At 55.4% G+C, this 15504-nt stretch carries 16 protein-coding genes, 1 other RNA gene and 1 riboswitch; of the genes, 16 read left to right on the top strand and 1 reads right to left on the bottom strand.

What is annotated here, in order from left to right; genetic code table 11:
- Window positions 1-283: 283 nt before the first annotated feature.
- The 16 genes from ACTUHY_RS10435 (at window position 284) to ssrA (ending at window position 14318) form a co-directional block, all read left to right on the top strand.
- Window positions 284-1765 (top strand): Y-family DNA polymerase, encoded by a 1482-nt coding sequence (locus ACTUHY_RS10435; RefSeq protein ID WP_442827666.1) that lies wholly within the window; start codon window positions 284-286, stop codon window positions 1763-1765.
- Complete coding sequence (locus tag ACTUHY_RS10430; RefSeq protein WP_442827665.1) at window positions 1762-2325, top strand: YdbC family protein; 564 nt, start codon at window positions 1762-1764, stop codon at window positions 2323-2325. The genes ACTUHY_RS10435 and ACTUHY_RS10430 overlap by 4 nt, the downstream gene beginning before the upstream one ends.
- A 149-nt stretch (window positions 2326-2474) precedes the next feature.
- Window positions 2475-3173: a DUF4163 domain-containing protein gene (locus ACTUHY_RS10425; RefSeq protein ID WP_442827664.1), complete on the top strand. Its 699-nt coding sequence runs from the start codon at window positions 2475-2477 to the stop codon at window positions 3171-3173.
- 52 nt (window positions 3174-3225) lie between these two features.
- Window positions 3226-4872 (top strand): DUF4153 domain-containing protein, encoded by a 1647-nt coding sequence (locus ACTUHY_RS10420; RefSeq protein ID WP_442827663.1) that lies wholly within the window; start codon window positions 3226-3228, stop codon window positions 4870-4872.
- A gap of 17 nt (window positions 4873-4889) precedes the next feature.
- Window positions 4890-5810 (top strand): DMT family transporter, encoded by a 921-nt coding sequence (locus ACTUHY_RS10415; RefSeq protein WP_442827662.1) that lies wholly within the window; start codon window positions 4890-4892, stop codon window positions 5808-5810.
- Between the two features lie 46 nt (window positions 5811-5856).
- The gene (locus ACTUHY_RS10410) at window positions 5857-7167 is read left to right on the top strand and encodes a C1 family peptidase (protein ID WP_442827661.1); all 1311 of its coding nucleotides are present in this window, start codon (window positions 5857-5859) and stop codon (window positions 7165-7167) included.
- Window positions 7160-7729 (top strand): thiamine phosphate synthase, encoded by a 570-nt coding sequence (locus tag ACTUHY_RS10405; RefSeq protein WP_442827660.1) that lies wholly within the window; start codon window positions 7160-7162, stop codon window positions 7727-7729. The genes ACTUHY_RS10410 and ACTUHY_RS10405 overlap by 8 nt, the downstream gene beginning before the upstream one ends.
- A gap of 44 nt (window positions 7730-7773) precedes the next feature.
- Window positions 7774-8043: a hypothetical protein gene (locus ACTUHY_RS10400; protein ID WP_278675792.1), complete on the top strand. Its 270-nt coding sequence runs from the start codon at window positions 7774-7776 to the stop codon at window positions 8041-8043.
- Window positions 8044-8111: 68 nt separating this feature from the next.
- The gene (locus ACTUHY_RS10395) at window positions 8112-8588 is read left to right on the top strand and encodes a hypothetical protein (protein WP_442827659.1); all 477 of its coding nucleotides are present in this window, start codon (window positions 8112-8114) and stop codon (window positions 8586-8588) included.
- A complete protein-coding gene (locus tag ACTUHY_RS10390) occupies window positions 8585-9037 on the top strand; it encodes a dCTP deaminase/dUTPase family protein (protein WP_442827658.1) in 453 nt (150 codons plus the stop codon). Before ACTUHY_RS10395 ends, ACTUHY_RS10390 begins: the two co-directional genes overlap by 4 nt.
- A gap of 10 nt (window positions 9038-9047) precedes the next feature.
- Window positions 9048-9491, top strand: coding sequence for a hypothetical protein (locus ACTUHY_RS10385; protein WP_442827657.1), 444 nt, complete (start codon window positions 9048-9050; stop codon window positions 9489-9491).
- 73 nt (window positions 9492-9564) lie between these two features.
- Window positions 9565-9726: riboswitch (Lysine riboswitch) on the top strand.
- Window positions 9727-9844: 118 nt separating this feature from the next.
- Complete coding sequence (gene dapB / locus ACTUHY_RS10380) at window positions 9845-10618, top strand: 4-hydroxy-tetrahydrodipicolinate reductase (protein ID WP_442827656.1); 774 nt, start codon at window positions 9845-9847, stop codon at window positions 10616-10618.
- 26 nt (window positions 10619-10644) lie between these two features.
- Window positions 10645-11676 carry an aspartate-semialdehyde dehydrogenase gene (locus ACTUHY_RS10375; protein ID WP_442827655.1) on the top strand — a complete coding sequence of 344 codons (1032 nt, stop codon included), beginning with the start codon at window positions 10645-10647 and terminating at the stop codon, window positions 11674-11676.
- Between the two features lie 45 nt (window positions 11677-11721).
- Window positions 11722-12933 (top strand): aspartate kinase, encoded by a 1212-nt coding sequence (gene dapG / locus ACTUHY_RS10370; protein WP_442827654.1) that lies wholly within the window; start codon window positions 11722-11724, stop codon window positions 12931-12933.
- Between the two features lie 13 nt (window positions 12934-12946).
- Window positions 12947-13846, top strand: a complete 900-nt coding sequence (dapA, locus tag ACTUHY_RS10365; protein ID WP_442827653.1) for a 4-hydroxy-tetrahydrodipicolinate synthase — start codon at window positions 12947-12949, stop codon at window positions 13844-13846.
- A gap of 123 nt (window positions 13847-13969) precedes the next feature.
- Window positions 13970-14318, top strand: a transfer-messenger RNA (tmRNA) gene (gene ssrA, locus ACTUHY_RS10360).
- Between the two features lie 132 nt (window positions 14319-14450).
- Here the strand turns inward: ssrA and ACTUHY_RS10355 are convergent.
- Entirely contained in the window at window positions 14451-15395 is a 945-nt protein-coding gene (locus ACTUHY_RS10355; RefSeq protein ID WP_442827652.1) for a LysR family transcriptional regulator, read from the bottom strand.
- Between the last annotated feature and the right edge of the window lie 109 nt (window positions 15396-15504).

Raw genomic sequence — 15504 nt, 5'->3', positions numbered from 1 at the left:
CTATCTTATTATGCGTATACAATAAACATACTAAAACAAAACAAAATAAAACAATAATACTGTAAAAATTAAAATAAATTACAATCATCCGTTTCTGCGGAAGAAACTGCGGATCAGCCTGGATGCTGGAAATCTGAAGCTGGCTGCCCCAGGGACGAGGAATGCACTGGGGAGAAAATCGTGTATATATAAAAAGGAGGACATACCTTGCCGTGGCCTCCTTTTTGTGTTATGATAATAACAAACACGTGTTCATATTCTGAACAAAACAGGAGGCGGGCAAATGGAACAACAGCGGATCTATGCAGCCATCGATTTAAAGTCCTTCTACGCTTCGGTGGAATGTGTGGAACGGGGATTGGACCCTCTGGATACCTGCCTGGTGGTAGCGGACAAGAGCCGGACGGACAAGACCATCTGCCTGGCTGTCTCGCCGGCCCTGAAGGCTTTCGGCATCCCCGGCCGGCCCAGACTCTTTGAAGTGATCAGTCAGGTGGAAGAGCTCAATGCTCTGCGCCGGGCCCTGTGCCCGGGCCGGAAGTCCACCGGTCGTTCGTATCGGTATTCCCAGCTGGAAGCAGACCCTCGGCTGGAACTGGAATATATCACCGCCGTCCCCCATATGAGGCGGTACATGGAAAAAAGCGCCCAGGTAGTGGGAATCTATCTCCAGTATATGGCGCCGGAGGATATCCATGTCTATTCCGTGGACGAGGTCCTCCTGGATCTGACTCCTTATTTGAAAAGTTATAGCTGGAGCGCCCATACCATGGTCCGGAAGATGATCCGCAGCGTGCTCCGGGAGACCGGGATCACGGCTACTGCCGGCATCGGGACCAATCTGTATCTGTGCAAGGTGGCCATGGACATTGTGGCCAAACATATGGAACCGGACCGGGAGGGTGTGCGGATTGCTTCTCTGACGGAGCAGGCGTACCGAGAGAAACTGTGGGACCATTGCCCCTTGACGGACTTTTGGCGCATCGGGCCGGGGATCACCCGGAAGCTCCGGCAGTACGGGATGTATACCATGGGGGCCGTAGCCCGGATGTCCCTCCAGGATCCGGACCTGCTCTACCACCTGTTCGGGGTGAATGCAGAACTACTGATCGACCATGCCTGGGGCTGGGAACCCTGCACCCTCCAGGATATCCGGGCCTATCGACCCCAGAGCAGCAGCCTGGGGTCGGGCCAGGTGCTCCAGCAGCCCTGCGCCAGGGAAAAGGCCCGTCTCATCGTCTGGGAAATGGCGGATCTCCTGGCCCTGGACCTGGTGAAGAAAAAGAGGGTGACGGACCAGCTGGTGCTCACTCTGGGCTATGACCGGTGCAACTTGGAAGATCCGGAACGGCGCCGATCGTACCGGGGAAAAGTGGTCACCGATCATTACGGACGGCTGATCCCTGCCCATGCCCACGGGTCCTGCCGGCTGCTGGAAGGGTATACGGCTTCCGGACAGACCCTCCGGAAGGAGGTCCTGGCACTTTTTGACCGGATCTGCGATCCCCATCTGCTGGTCCGCAAAGTGACCCTGACGGCAGAGCACATCCGGCCGGTCCGTGATCAGTCCATCCTGATCCAGGAGACCAGCCTCTTCGAGGGACCTTCCACTCCGCCCTGCCGGGGACGGGAGGCCGAACTCCAGCAGACCATCCTGCGGATCCAGGAACTGTATGGGAAGAACGCCCTGCTCCGGGGCAGCAACCTGCTCCAGGGAGCCATGACCCAGGAACGGAACCGGCAGGTAGGGGGACATCGGGCATGAAAAGCTACGGGGATATCCTCCATCTGTCCCGTCCGGAAATCCGGTTCCGCCCCCGGATGCAGCGGAAACTGCGGGCTGCCCAGTTCGCCCCCTTTGCCGCCCTCACCGGCTATGAAGAGCTGGTGGCCCAGTCCCTCCGTCAGGCTGAAGTACGGGTCCAGGAAGCAGAAACCGGAGTGGCGGACCCGGAACGGCCGGATGAAATGACGGAAAAAGTGCCGTTGTTGACAGAAGGGGGTTCCCAAACTGGGAATCTCCGTTATAATGGAACAGAGCAAGGAAAATCAATCGGACAAGGAGGAAAAAAGATGGCAGGCAGGAACAATCCAGATTTCAGTTATGAACTGGTGGAGGAACTGGGGGTGCTTTCCACCAGCAAAAGCGGCTGGCAGAAAGAAATCAACCGGGTCTCCTATAATGGGACAAAGCCCAAGTTCGATCTGCGGGAATGGGCCCCAGGCCGGGAAAAGATGGGGAAAGGGATCACCCTCAACGAAGAGGAAGCCAAGGAACTGTGCAAGATTTTGTTCCAGTATTTCAAGAAACAAGCAGAACGGTGAAAAAAGGGGGGTGCTGCGTGGGCAGCATCCTCCTTTGCAATGGTGGTGGGTTAGCCACCGCGATACTTGGAGCCGTCTTCCTTTTTCTTCATTTGCCGAAACGGCTTCCCTGTGGTATCCTCAAGGGAGACATGAAGGGAGGGCTTTTTATGCACATCAATAAGTTTTCCAATCCTTTGCAAAAAGCGGCTGCAGCCGGTCTCTGCCTGGGACTGCTGTGGGGGCTGCCTTTAGGGACAGCCCTGGCCCGGGTGAAGGAACATCGGGCCGAAGCTATCAGTTGCACCGTGAAATATCCGGAAGTCAAGATCAAAAACGCCCAAGCGGAAAAAGCCATCAATCAGGATATTTTCCACTATGTCTCCGATTTCCAAAAAGAATATCGAGCCGGGAAATTCTACCAGGGAGATTTTTCCTACAAGGTCCGGTACGAAGATGACAAGGTGGTATCCCTGACCCTGTCTTCATACCGGTACCACATGGGGGCTGCCCACGGATTCACCTATACCCAGGGGCTGACCTATCGCAAGTCGGATGGGAAGAAACTGCCTCTGTCCCATTTTGTGAAACTGGCACCAGATGACAAGTTCATCATCTTAACCCAGCCCATCCTCAACAGCCGGAATCAACGGGTGTCCCAGCAGCAGACTTTCCTTTCCGACACCATCGGCTGGTCCAATGCGGAAGTGACGGACAACTATTGCCTGGAGAAAGAGGGCAGGGTGGAATTGATCTACCAGCCCTATGACCTGGGCTGCTACGCCCTGGGAACCCTGTACGTGGATCTATCCCCCCAGGTGGTGGATTATCTGAACCGAAAGAACTCGAACGCAAAAGAGCAGGAATGAACGCAGCATGGCAGAAGCCGGAGAAAGGCAAAAAGCCAGAGGAGGGACCCGTATGTTTGGCAGGATCAGCAATTGGTGCAGGAAGATTTGGGAGAGGAACCAGCGTTTCAAGACGGCCTTTCTGGGCAGCTGGGGCATCTGTTTGACTTCCCTTGTGCTCACGGCCACGGGACAGGGAGCCCAGTGGATGCAATGGACCGTGGTCAGCCAGGGTCTCTTGGCCGCCCTGCTGGTGCTGCTTTTTTCTGTGCCCTGGCGGCTGTATAACGAAAAATACGGCCGGATCGAGCCCCGTAGGGAAGCAGCCAATTTCCTGCTTTTCCTCCTGCTCTGGCGAGGGATGGAACAGCTCCCCTCTTTCAACGATTATCTGTTCATAGGCAGCTGCGGCACTGTGGCCCTGTCCGCAGCCCTGACTCTCTTTTTCTGCGATACCCCTCAGGGACGGAAGAGCCTTTTTCCCGCGTTTCTCCTGGTCCTTGGCAAAAGCCTGCTGCTGGGGATGCTGGTCCAGATGCTCCTGGGCATCGTCCTTTCCGGGATCAAGATGCTCTTATATCCCCAGCTTTCCCTGGGATGGCTGTGGCTGTCCTGTGTCCTGTCCCTGACGGCGGCCTGGCAGGTGCTGCTGGCCCAGATCCCCCGGAAAGATGAAGCTCTGGAGCTGCCGGGCTGGTACCCGTCCCTTTGCCGGAACCTCTTGCTGCCGGCGGCGGTGATCCTGGTGGGCATACTCTACGTCTTTCTGGGCAAAAGCCTGCGGGAAGGGGCTTTGCCGGTGGGCATCATGAATCCCTATGGGTCCTGCGCCCTGGCCTTTTACGCCTTGTTCTATTTTTCTTTTCCGGAACAGGAAACACCATGGGTGAAAAAAGTCCTGAAGGGGGGAGCGTTCCTGCTGGTTCCCGTGGTGGCGGCCCAGCTGAGGGGTGTCTGGATCCGGCTGGAAGCCTATGGGATCACTAGTTTTCGGTATCTTTCTCTCTGCTGCACTTTTACAGGGCTTTGTGTCCTGTTCTGGGGCATCACGAAGCGAAATCCCCGGAAATTGTACCTGTTGTGCGGAATCCTCAGCGGGATACTGGCCTTTTCGCCCTTGAACCTGGTGGATCTGCCCGCCTGGGTCCAGGCCCAGCGCCTGGAAGAAACTATCACCCGGAACCACTTGCTCCAAGAGGGGGAACTGGTGAGCGCTAAAGATATCTCTCCAGAAGACGGGGAAAGGATCCGCAGCAGCTACTTGTATCTGGTCCGGTCCGCCAGCCGGTGGCGGTATCCCCTGGTTGAGCAGATCAAGGAATCCTCGTTCCTGGCCACCCTGCCCGTCCCAGAAAAAGAGAAGCGCCGGCCTGCCTCCCGATACTGCCGCTATGAACACCCTCTGAAGAGCCTGCCGGTCAGCGGCTATTCCCGGGTGGTATTCCTGGGGAGAGCCGTCATCCAAAACCATCAGCTGCATTTTTCCGGAGAGGGGAATATCCCATACAGTCTGCCCATAGCTCCGGCCTATCTGCAGCATCTGCGGAAAAAATATCCTTCCGGGGGAAAAGTGGAGGGCAAAGACCTCCAATACCAGCCGGAAGAGGGAAAACTGCTGATTTTCACTCTGCTGGAGGGGACTCGAGAAGGCTATGATCAGAAGGAAAAAGGCGTCATCAGTGCCCAGGGCTACCTGCTGGAACGCCGAAATTTGAAATAATGGAAGGAAAAATACCGATGACCAAACGCCAAGAAGCCATTTTGTGCATGGTGGCAGCCGCACTTTTGTTCTGTCTGACGGAAATCTGCATGAAGAAGATCAACGGAGACCTGAACGGGATCCAGGTGAATGCCACCCGGTATTTCCTGGCCGGTCTCTGCCTCCTGCCCTGGAGCCGGAAACAGCTGGCGGCCCGGCACACCCGGATCACTGTGGCGCAGCAGAAGGCCTGTTTCCTTCTGGGCTTTGTGGGTATCACCATCGTGGGTCCCCTGTACCAGATGGCTGCAGTGGCTCTGGGGGCCAGCCATACGGCGGTAATCTTTTCCAGTACGCCTCTTTTCATCACGGTGCTGGCGGCCCTCCTTTTGGGGACGCCCATCACCCGGAACGAGATCATCGCCTTGGGTCTCCAGGTGCTGGCCATCGGAGTCTTGGTGGATCCCTTCCATATGACCATGGACCCCTTCGGTCTCCTGGGGCTGTTCATCTGTGTCCTGGGCTACAGCCTGTATGCCGTGGGTGGCAAGAAACTGATGCTGACCCTGGGCAGCGTGACAGTGACTGCCTGGACCTTCCTTTGGAGCGGCCTCCAGCTGCTTGCCCTGGCGCTGTGTACCCATATCCCGGCGGCGGCCCGGTTCCTGACGGCCCATGGGCTGGCCCGCTATGCCCGGATCTCCCTTGTGACTGGATACACCTGGGCCAATCTGCCCTGGGTGCTGGTATTGTATCTGGGCGTCACCCTGGTAGCCGTCCTTTGCTGGTTCCATGCCATGGAATATGGCTCCATCACCCTGGGGAGCCTGACCTATTTCATCAAACCGGCCCTGAGCCCGGTGTTCGCCTGGCTGCTGCTGGGGGAGGCTATTACCCTGTCTATGGCAGCGGGCATGGCTCTCATGCTACTGGGAGCCGGGATCGCCCTGAAGAAATGAAATGCTGCCTGGAAAAATCATTGATAAAGAAAGGAAATGTTCTTCTATGAAAGAAATCGACGCTGGACTTTTGCAGGAATTCCGTACCGCCTACGAAAAAGACCGGGAGTCCCAGACCCTGAATGGGGCTCTGGCTAAGACCGATCTGGCCGATCTGTCCTTTGTGCCCATGAAAGCGGCTCTCCACCAGGGTCCCTTTGCGGTGGAAGTGAAGACTCGGGGCATCACCGCCCAACAAAAATCCGGCCGCTGTTGGCTCTTTGCCGCCCTGAACATCCTGCGGGAAATCGTGGCGGAAAGATGCGGGCTGGAAAAATTCGAACTGTCCCAGAACTACCTGAGCTTCTACGACAAACTGGAGAAAGCCAATAACTTCCTGGAAATGGTGATCCAGCAAGCCGGGGAACCGGTAAAAGGCCAGAGCATGCAGTATGTGCTCCGGGGCATGGTGGACGGAGGCTACTGGAGCGAAGCCGCCCATCTGGTGAAAAAATATGGAGTGGTCCCTAAGGCATCTCACCCGGAAACCTACCAGTCGGAACATACGGACCGGTTCCTGGCTGCCATGAACCGGCTGCTGCGGAAGGATGCCCTGGAACTGCGGGAACTGATCCAGGCCGGACAGGACCCCTATCCTCGGAAAAAGGAGATGCTGGCGGAAGTCTATAAGGCGGAGTGCATCGCCTTCGGAGCCCCGGTGGAGACCTTCGATTTCGCCTGGCGGGACAAGGATAAACAGTATCACTGCGACCGGAACCTGACACCCCGGGAATTCTATGAAAAATACGTGGGCCTAGCCCTGGATGCCTATGTGCCGGTGATCAACGAACCCACCCCGGACAAGGAAATGGATAGGCCGGTGGTTTTCCACGGAGTGGAAAACATGGTGGGGAAAGATATGGCCGCCCTGAACCTGTCCCAAGAAGCCCTAGAGGACCTGTGCATCCGTCAGCTCCAGGCCGGGGACCCGGTATGGTTCGCCTGTGATGCAGGGGCCTATGGAGCCCGGAAGGAAGGCATCTGGGATCCGGACAGCGTCCAGGTGGAAAAACTCCTGGGCGGTTTCTCCCTGGAGATGCCCAAGGGGAAACGGCTGGAATACGGAGCCAGTTCCGCTACCCATGCCATGCTCCTCACCGGAGTGGATTTCGATGCTAACGGACGGCCCACCCGGTGGAAAATCGAGAACTCCTGGGGCAAGGAAGTGGGGAAGGACGGCTATTTCATCTGCACCGAAAAATATTTCCGGGAATTCGTCTATGAAGCAGTGATCAGCCGGAGCCATTTCACACCGGAACAGCAGGCCATGCTCCGGAAAGAACCCATCCGGATCAACCCCTGGGATGAAGATGTGTAAGGTTTTCCCTGCCTTCTGTATCACCAACCGCCATCTGAGCCAGCTTCCCTTCGGGGACCAGCTGGAGCGGATCCTGGCAAAACGGCCGGCGGGGGTGATCCTGCGGGAAAAAGACCTGCCCCTGGAAGCTTACCTTTCCCTGGGACGGCAAGTCCTGGCCCGCTGCCGGGCAGCCGGGATTCCCTGCTGGTTCCACAGTTTCCCGGAAGCGGCCTGCCAGCTCCAGCCGGAAGGGCTCCAGCTGCCTATGGTCGCTCTCCGCAGCTTGACGCCGGAGCAGCGCCGGGGGTTCCACGGGAAACTGGGGGCTTCCTGCCACAGCCTGGCAGAAGTGCTGGAAGCGGCCAAACTGGGGGCGGCCTGCTGCACCTTCAGCCACATCTATCCCACCCAATGCAAGCCGGGCCTGCCACCCCAGGGCCTGGAGCAGCTCCGGGAAATCTGTGCCCAGAGCCCCATCCCGGTCTATGCCCTGGGGGGAGTGACCCCGGAGCGGTTCCCGGAACTCCAGGCAGCCGGAGCTGCTGGAGCTATGATGATGAGCTGGTGGATCCGTCCCTGAGAAGACGCGTCCCAAGTAATGATAGATGGAAAAGGAGGCAAGATATGGGCTTTTTTTCAAAGAAAATCACTGTCTACAAAGAAAAGGGCTGCCAAAAAGATTGGCAGCAGGCCAAAGCCGCCTTGAAAGCAGCCGGCATCCCTTTTTCTTCCACTTCTCTGCCCAGTGAGGCGCCTGCCTGCGGCTGCGGGGCCAAATTGGATATCCGGGATTTCGGCCCCCGGGGAAAGATCGACAGGGATCTGTATTATATCGATGTGGAGGAAAGATATCTGGAACAAGCCCTGGCCATCTTGAAAAAAAGAAGCCAGTGATGGACCCTTGACTTCTCCCAGGGGATTTTATAAGATGAAGGGACGAAAAAATGTGAAGGAGTGGGCCTATGAAAAAACAACTGCTGGCCTTGGTTTTTTCCTGCTTCACCCTATGGAGCGGGGGAAACGCCCTGGCTGCCAAACCCACCGAATGGAGTCTCCTGGGAGAAAACCCTTCCGGAGCCTATTATACGGATCTGTCCTCGTTCCGGCAGGATTCCCGGGATCTGTCCCTGACCCAGGCTTCTGCCCGGGCGGTACTGAAAAGCCCTTCTTTTATCCGCTTGCTGGACCATCTGTATGAAAAAGAGCTGAAAGAGTCCGATTCGGCCAAAGAATGCCTCATGACGGTCGAAATCAATGAAAAAGACCATACCTACCGGATCCACCAGATTCAGGTGCTGACCCGGAAAGGGAAGAGCCTGGAAAAGAAAAAGATCAAAGAGGGATTCAGCCCCATTCCCCCCAAGACCTTTGTAGCTGCCTTGGAAAAAGAAATCCAGGCCTGGGGCATGGAAAAGACAAAGGAGCCTGCCAAAAAATGAAAATCCGTGGTTTTGAAAAAATTACTTCCTATAAGAACGTAGAGTTCCCCCTTCCCAGCCGGCAGACCGCCCGGAGCGCCGGGTACGACATCTACCTGCCAGAAACAGTGATTCTCCCGGCCCACAGCCAAAAAATGGTCCCCACCGGAGTGAAGGCCTATATGCAGGACAATGAATACCTGGGCATCCATATCCGCTCCAGCATGGCAGTGAAGCGCCATCTGCGCCTGGTGAACAACGAGGGCATCGTGGATGCAGATTACTACAACAATCCCGACAATGAAGGCCATCTGCTGCTGGCCCTGGCCAATGACGGAGATGCACCTGTGACCCTGGAAAAAGGGGAACGGGTGGCCCAGGGGATCTTTTATACCTATCTGCTGGCCGATGACGACGCCAAAGCTCCCAAACAGGAACGGAGCGGCGGTTTCGGCAGCACCACGAAATGAGGCATTTCATATGACGGAAAACAAATGGAAAAAAATGATCAGTACCGTGGATACCATGGGGGACTGGGGTGGCTACCAGCTCTATGAATGGTTCAAACTGTTCCCGGAACAGCGGGAAACGGCCCTGCGGGAATACATCTATCTGAAGGCCCATCTGATCCGGGGCTGTATGGCAGCTCTCCAGAAAAAGCTGACCCCGGAAGAATGGAATGATTTCTACCTGGCCTTGGGCCGGCAGATGGAAAGCACCCCGGATTACAGCTATGGGGCCACCTATGAAGGGATGATGGAAGCTCTCCACAGCTACGAGGGCCAAGGACTGGCCCAGCAAAAAGCCATCTTCGCCAAGCGGAGCACCATTGACAGCACGGTGTATTCCCAGCAATTTGTAAAAGAATTAACAAATTTCTTCAGCCGGACCCAGGCAGAGCTGCGGAAAAGTCTCCGTGATTGAAAAAATTTCAAAAGGCATTGGAATAAAGGTTGACAAGATAGGCAGAAACTCCTATACTGTAACCATAATTGAACAAAAAGATAGAGGCGCGGAAAACATCAGTAATTCCCGGAGGGACACCGAGGAAGGGAACGAAAGGGGAACCGCCGAAGCAGAGCTGCGGGTGCGCGCTTATGCTGGGATGCAGGTGAACAACCTGCAGACTGTCGCCTTTGGGTGGAGAGCTATCAATGGGAACGGAACCAAGTCCCCTGCGGGAGCAGGAGCGGCTTCTTTTGTTGCAGGTCATTGGGCTCACCTCAATGACCTGCTTTTTTTGTCTCCCAAAGGAAATCAAAGGAGAGATGGAGAAAATGATCAGAGTAATGGTAAACGGTGCCCTGGGCAGAATGGGGCATACCGTGGTGCAGACCATCCTGCAGCAGGAGGATATGGAACTGGTAGGCGCCGTGGATGTATTCGGCAAAGACAAAACCGTGGAAGGCTGTCCGGTAGATACGGACCTGGCCCAGGCCCTGGAAACCCGGAAGCCTGATGTGGTGGTGGATTTCACCCGGCCGGACGTGGTCATGGGGAATCTGCGAACCATCCTGAACGCTGGCGTCAATGCCGTAGTAGGGACCACCGGTTTCACCCAAGAGAACCTGGACGAACTGAAGGGCCTTGCGGAAAAGAATAATGTGGGTGTCCTGGTATGCCCCAACTTCTCCATGGGAGCTGTCCTAATGATGAAGATTGCTGCCGAAGTGGCCAAATACTTCCCCCAGGTAGAAATCATCGAGATGCATCATGACAAAAAACTGGATGCCCCCAGCGGTACGGCCATCCTCACCGCCCAGAAACTAGCGGAAGTCCGGGGTGGCTTCGTCCAGCAGGGGAACCCGGATGAAGAAGAGAAACTGCCCCATGCCAGAGGCAGCGAATATGAAGGGATGCGGATCCACAGCGTGCGGCTGCCTGGATTCGTGGCCAGCCAGGAAATCATCTTCGGCAGCATGGGCGAGACCCTCACCGTGCGCAATGATCCGGTGAGCCGGGAATGCTACATGCCCGGAGTGATGCGGGGCTGCCGGACCATGGTAAAACGCAAAGGCCTGGTATACGGACTGGATCAGATTTTGGACTGACGAGCCGAAAAAAGGAGACGAGGACAATGAAAGAATACAATTTGGCAATTCTGGGTGCTACAGGCGCCGTGGGACAAGAATTCATTAATCTGCTGAACGAACGGGATTTCCCCTTCAAGAACCTGAAGCTGCTGGCTTCTGCTCGCAGTGCTGGCAAGGAACTCACCGTCCGGGGCAAGACCTATAAAGTGGAAGAAGCCAAAGCCGATTCCTTCAATGGAGTGGATGTGGCCCTGTTCGCCGGCGGCAGCATCTCCAAGACCTTCGCTCCTATTGCTGTGAAGGCCGGTGCCGTGGTCATCGACAACTCCAGCACCTACCGGATGGATCCGGATGTGCCCCTGATTGTCCCGGAAGTGAACCCCCAGGATATCACCAAACATCACGGGATCATCGCCAACCCCAACTGCTCCACCATCATCATGGTGATGGCCCTGAAACCCATCTACGACTTGGCCCGGATCAAACGGATCATCGTCTCCACGTATCAGGCAGCTTCCGGCGCCGGCAAAGACGGGCTGGACGAACTGGAAAACCAGATCAAACAAGCCGCCCGGGGCGAAGAAATGACCGCCAAGATCTTCCCCAGCGCCAGTGCAGAAAAGCATTTCCCTCTGGCTCTGAACCTGGTGCCCCAGATCGATATCTTCCTGGATAACCTGTATACCAAAGAAGAAATGAAGATGGTCAACGAAACCAAGAAGATCTTCTCCGATCCGGACCTGCGGGTCACTGCTACCACCGTCCGGGTGCCGGTTTACCGGAGCCACAGTGAATCGGTCAACGTGGAACTGGAACATGATGTGGAGCTGGAAGACATCCGCAAGGCCCTGGCCAACTTCCCTGGCGTGGTGCTCCAGGACGATCCTTCCCAGCAGATCTATCCTATGCCCCTGTACACTTCCGGCAAGAACGATGTGTATGTAGGCCGTCTGAGACGGGACGAATCCGCTGCCAACAGCTTCAATTTCTGGTGCGTAGGGGATCAGATCCGCAAAGGGGCCGCCCTGAACACCCTGCAGATTGCAGAAACCATGGTGAAGAACGGCTGGCTGTAAGAAAGAGAAGAACGACGAGAATTTTGAGGGGAGCCTGAGGTTAATATGAAAATCATTGTACAAAAGTTCGGAGGAACGTCCGTAGCAACGCCCGTATCCCGGGAAAAAGTGGTAGGTAAAGTCCAGGAAGCCATCGATCAGGGGTATGCCCCTATCGTGGTTGTCTCTGCCATGGGCCGGAGAGGGGATCCCTTTGCTACAGATACCATGATCGATATGCTGAAAAGCGTGAATCCCAACCCAGCTCCCCATGAATTGGATCTCTTGATGGCCTGCGGAGAAATCATTTCTTCCACGGTCATGGCTTCCACCCTGCAGGAACACGGCCTGAAAGCCAAAGCCCTTACCGGGGGCCAGTCCGGCATGATCACCGATGAAGAATACGGCAATGCCAAGATCCGCACCGTGGAACCGGACAATCTGCTGGAACTGGTGGAACAGGGGATCATCCCTGTGGTCTGCGGCTTCCAGGGGGTGACGGCTGACCATAAGAACGTGACTACCCTGGGCCGGGGAGGCAGCGATACCTCCGCTGCTGCCTTCGGTGTAGCTGTCCATGCGGACAAAGTGGAAATCTACACGGACGTGGACGGGGTCATGACCGCCGATCCCCGGATCGTGAAAGATGCCCACATCATCAAGCAGATTTCCTATGATGAAATCCGGGAAATGGCCCATCAGGGCGCCAAGGTCATCCATCCCCGGGCGGTGGAGATTGTCATGCGCTACGGCGTCCCCATGGTAGTGAAGAGCACCTTCTCCGAAGCCCCTGGGACCCTGATCAGCAAAGACGATCAGCCTAAGGAAATGGAAGAGACCGATTCCCTGGAACAGAACCATGCCTGTGGGGTGGCCAGCAAAGGAAACATCGCCTTCTTCTCGGTAAACCTGGAAAGTAAGAATGGAGCGGACCTTTTCGATACCCTGGCCAAGAATGGCGTCAGCATCGGTACCATGAGCCTCCAGCCCCATTCCCTGATGTTCGCTGTCTACAGTGCCGCTACGGCGGATGCGGAAAAAGTCCTGCAGGCAGAACACTGCGTGTACACCAAAGTGGAAAACTGTGCCAAGGTCACCGTGGTGGGTTCCCATATGGGCGGTGTCCCTGGCATCATGGCCCGTTTCATTAATGCCTTGGCGAAAGCCGGCATCGAGATCCTGCAAACAACAGATTCTGACAACCTGATTTCCGCCATCGTACGGGAAGAACAGGTAAAAGAAGCAGTCAATGCCCTGCACGCTGCTTTCCAATCGTAAAAAGGTGGTTAGCATGAACAAGAAACCTTATTTCGGAAGACTCATTACAGCCATGGTGACCTTCTTCCATGAAGACGGATCCCTGAATGCGGACGGGACGGCAGAATTCGCCTCCTGGCTGCTGGATCACGGCTCCGACGCCATCCTGGTCAGCGGGACCAGCGGCGAAGCCCCCACCATGACCTACGCAGAAAAAGAAGAACTCTTCACAAAAGTCATCGCCAAAGTCAATGGCAGAGGTCCGGTAATCGTTGGCACCGGATCCAACAATACGGCCGATGTGCTGGAAATGAACAAGCTGGCCGAAAAAGTGGGCGCCGACGGTGTCCTGGTGGTAGGGCCCTATTACAACAAACCTTCTCAGGAAGGGTATTACCGCCACTATAAGACCATCGCCGAAAACACTCGCCTGCCCATCGTGATCTACAACGTGCCGGGGCGGACTGGCAGCAACATCCAGCCGGCTACCATCGCCCGGCTGGCCCGGGACTGCAAGAACATCGTGGCCATCAAGGAAGCAGCCGGCAATGTGGCCCAGACCGCAGAGCTGTACCGCCTGGTGCCGGAGGACTTCTCCATCTACAGTGGCGACGACGGCCTGATCCTGCCCTTTATGAGTGTAGGCGCTGTGGGGCTGATCTCCGTGCTCAGCAATGTGAACGGCCAGATCCTCCAGGACCTGATGCAGAGCTACGAACGGGGCGAAGTCCAAAAAGCCCGGGACCTGAACAAGGTGATGGTGCCCCAGGCTCGGAGCATGTTCCTGGTGAGCAACCCCATCCCCATCAAGGAAGCCGTCACCCGGATGACTCCCTTCAACGCCGGCCCCTATCGGCTACCCCTGTGTCCCATGACCGATGAAGAAAGAGAAAAAGTGACCCGCGTCTGGAAAGAAAGCGGACTGCTGGAGTAAGAGCGGCTCATGTCAGACGTCAGTTTTGTTCGGCTAAGCAGCCCCCCTTTTCACACCTTGTTTCTCCTTCCCATTGACGATTCAACTTTTTCGGTGCTATAATATTATATACACATCAAACCCGGGGATGTACCGGTTTCGACGGGGGTAGATGGTGTGCGATAAGCGAGCTGGGATTCCGCCAACCCCATTAAACGGTGGAAACGCGTTATAAACGCAGACGATTCTTACGCTTTAGCAGCTTAAATTGCTAACGTCTTTCCTCTTCATTCCTGCTGAAGAAGAATAGACGACACTTGCAGGATACTTGTCTTCCAATTCTCGGAGGAGGGCAGGGAAACCCATCGAGATAGCATGTTCCTTGGCCCGTCTGCAGGCAAAGGGGCTGCGAAATAAAATATGCAGTCTGCGCTCGGAGAAGTTCGCATAGCAATGCTTTCGGACAGGGGTTCGACTCCCCTCATCTCCACCAGCCTTGAACATATGTTCGTGTGGAGACACGGTGGAAGGGGCTGATCAACGTGAGAGAACGATTCACGTTGATCAGCCCCTTTTTGTCATGCTTGAGCATTTTTGACGGCGTTGGATATGCAGGCATCTTTCCTCAAGGGTGGGATGCCTTTCTTTTTGTGTCGTATTTTTCCAGGCTTTTCCTTCCGTAGTCATAAAAGCACTGGCTCAAAGCCCGACAGGCTTTGGAAACGTAATGATGGGGATAGACGAGGGTCAGATCTACATACAGTCCGGCCGGTTTCAGAGCCAGATAGACTAGATCCGGATAATAGGCTTTCGTAGAGGTAAAGGAAAAACCGATCCCCAATCCGCTGCGGATTAGGGAAAATGCCATCAAAGGCGTGGAACTGGTATGATGGGAATGAGGACGGATCCCATATTTGGCAAAAAGGCTCCCAGCCAAGTTCCCCAAGACGGTATTGGTCCGTTGCATAATCACGGGATATTTGACGATTTCGTTGATGTCGATGGAAAGTCGGTCGGTAACAGGATCCGTAAAGGCTCTTTCCAGGATGGGATGATTGGGGAGAGTCACCAGACTGATCTCGTCCCGGATACAGGGTTCGGGAGCAGGGCCTTTGATAACCTGATAGGGGATGGTCACAAGGGCCAGATCCAATACGCCATCGATGATTTTCTGCTCCAGATCGATGGTATTGGCTTCTGAAATAGTGACGGTGATCCCAGGATACTGCTGATGGAAGCTTTTCAGCACGTGGGGCAGGATATAGGTCCCTCTGAACGTACTGATGCCCAGGCGGATTTCCCCGGTCCGCAGGTTTTCCAGATCCGAGATTTCATTTTGGGCTAGTTGGAATTCCTGGATCATCCGCTTGGCATGGTCGATCAGGACCTGGCCAGAAGGGGTAGGGGAAATGCCTCGAGAGCTGCGGGCAAACAGCTTTGTGTGCAGCTCTGTTTCCATCTGCTTGATAAAGGTGCTCAAGGTCGATTGGGTGATGTACAGTTTTTCCGCTGCGTGGGAGATATTCTTTTCCTCAGCCAGCATCACCAGATATTTCAGGTTCTTTGTCAAATGTTGGGGTAAGCTCCAATTCATCTACCACACACGGACGTGAGCGATTTTTGCTCATGTCTGTTTTTATTTTAATTTCACCATCGAAAGCAGTAAAATCCGAGAACGG

Source organism: Acidaminococcus nyctereutis (genome assembly GCF_052216985.1).
Classification (GTDB): domain Bacteria; phylum Bacillota; class Negativicutes; order Acidaminococcales; family Acidaminococcaceae; genus Acidaminococcus; species Acidaminococcus fermentans_A.
Note: the sequence above shows the minus strand (reverse complement) of the source record. Positions and strands in the feature narration are given on the sequence as shown.

Bases quoted from the DNA above. Each gene is read 5' to 3' on its own strand.
- ACTUHY_RS10435 (WP_442827666.1), top strand. From the start codon at position 284: ATGGAACAACAGCGGATCTATGCAGCCATCGATTTAAAGTCCTTCTAC.
- ACTUHY_RS10430 (WP_442827665.1), top strand. From the start codon at position 1,762: ATGAAAAGCTACGGGGATATCCTCCATCTGTCCCGTCCGGAAATCCGG.
- ACTUHY_RS10425 (WP_442827664.1), top strand. From the start codon at position 2,475: ATGCACATCAATAAGTTTTCCAATCCTTTGCAAAAAGCGGCTGCAGCC.
- ACTUHY_RS10420 (WP_442827663.1), top strand. From the start codon at position 3,226: ATGTTTGGCAGGATCAGCAATTGGTGCAGGAAGATTTGGGAGAGGAAC.
- ACTUHY_RS10415 (WP_442827662.1), top strand. From the start codon at position 4,890: ATGACCAAACGCCAAGAAGCCATTTTGTGCATGGTGGCAGCCGCACTT.
- ACTUHY_RS10410 (WP_442827661.1), top strand. From the start codon at position 5,857: ATGAAAGAAATCGACGCTGGACTTTTGCAGGAATTCCGTACCGCCTAC.
- ACTUHY_RS10405 (WP_442827660.1), top strand. From the start codon at position 7,160: ATGTGTAAGGTTTTCCCTGCCTTCTGTATCACCAACCGCCATCTGAGC.
- ACTUHY_RS10400 (WP_278675792.1), top strand. From the start codon at position 7,774: ATGGGCTTTTTTTCAAAGAAAATCACTGTCTACAAAGAAAAGGGCTGC.
- ACTUHY_RS10395 (WP_442827659.1), top strand. From the start codon at position 8,112: ATGAAAAAACAACTGCTGGCCTTGGTTTTTTCCTGCTTCACCCTATGG.
- ACTUHY_RS10390 (WP_442827658.1), top strand. From the start codon at position 8,585: ATGAAAATCCGTGGTTTTGAAAAAATTACTTCCTATAAGAACGTAGAG.
- ACTUHY_RS10385 (WP_442827657.1), top strand. From the start codon at position 9,048: ATGACGGAAAACAAATGGAAAAAAATGATCAGTACCGTGGATACCATG.
- dapB (WP_442827656.1), top strand. From the start codon at position 9,845: ATGATCAGAGTAATGGTAAACGGTGCCCTGGGCAGAATGGGGCATACC.
- ACTUHY_RS10375 (WP_442827655.1), top strand. From the start codon at position 10,645: ATGAAAGAATACAATTTGGCAATTCTGGGTGCTACAGGCGCCGTGGGA.
- dapG (WP_442827654.1), top strand. From the start codon at position 11,722: ATGAAAATCATTGTACAAAAGTTCGGAGGAACGTCCGTAGCAACGCCC.
- dapA (WP_442827653.1), top strand. From the start codon at position 12,947: ATGAACAAGAAACCTTATTTCGGAAGACTCATTACAGCCATGGTGACC.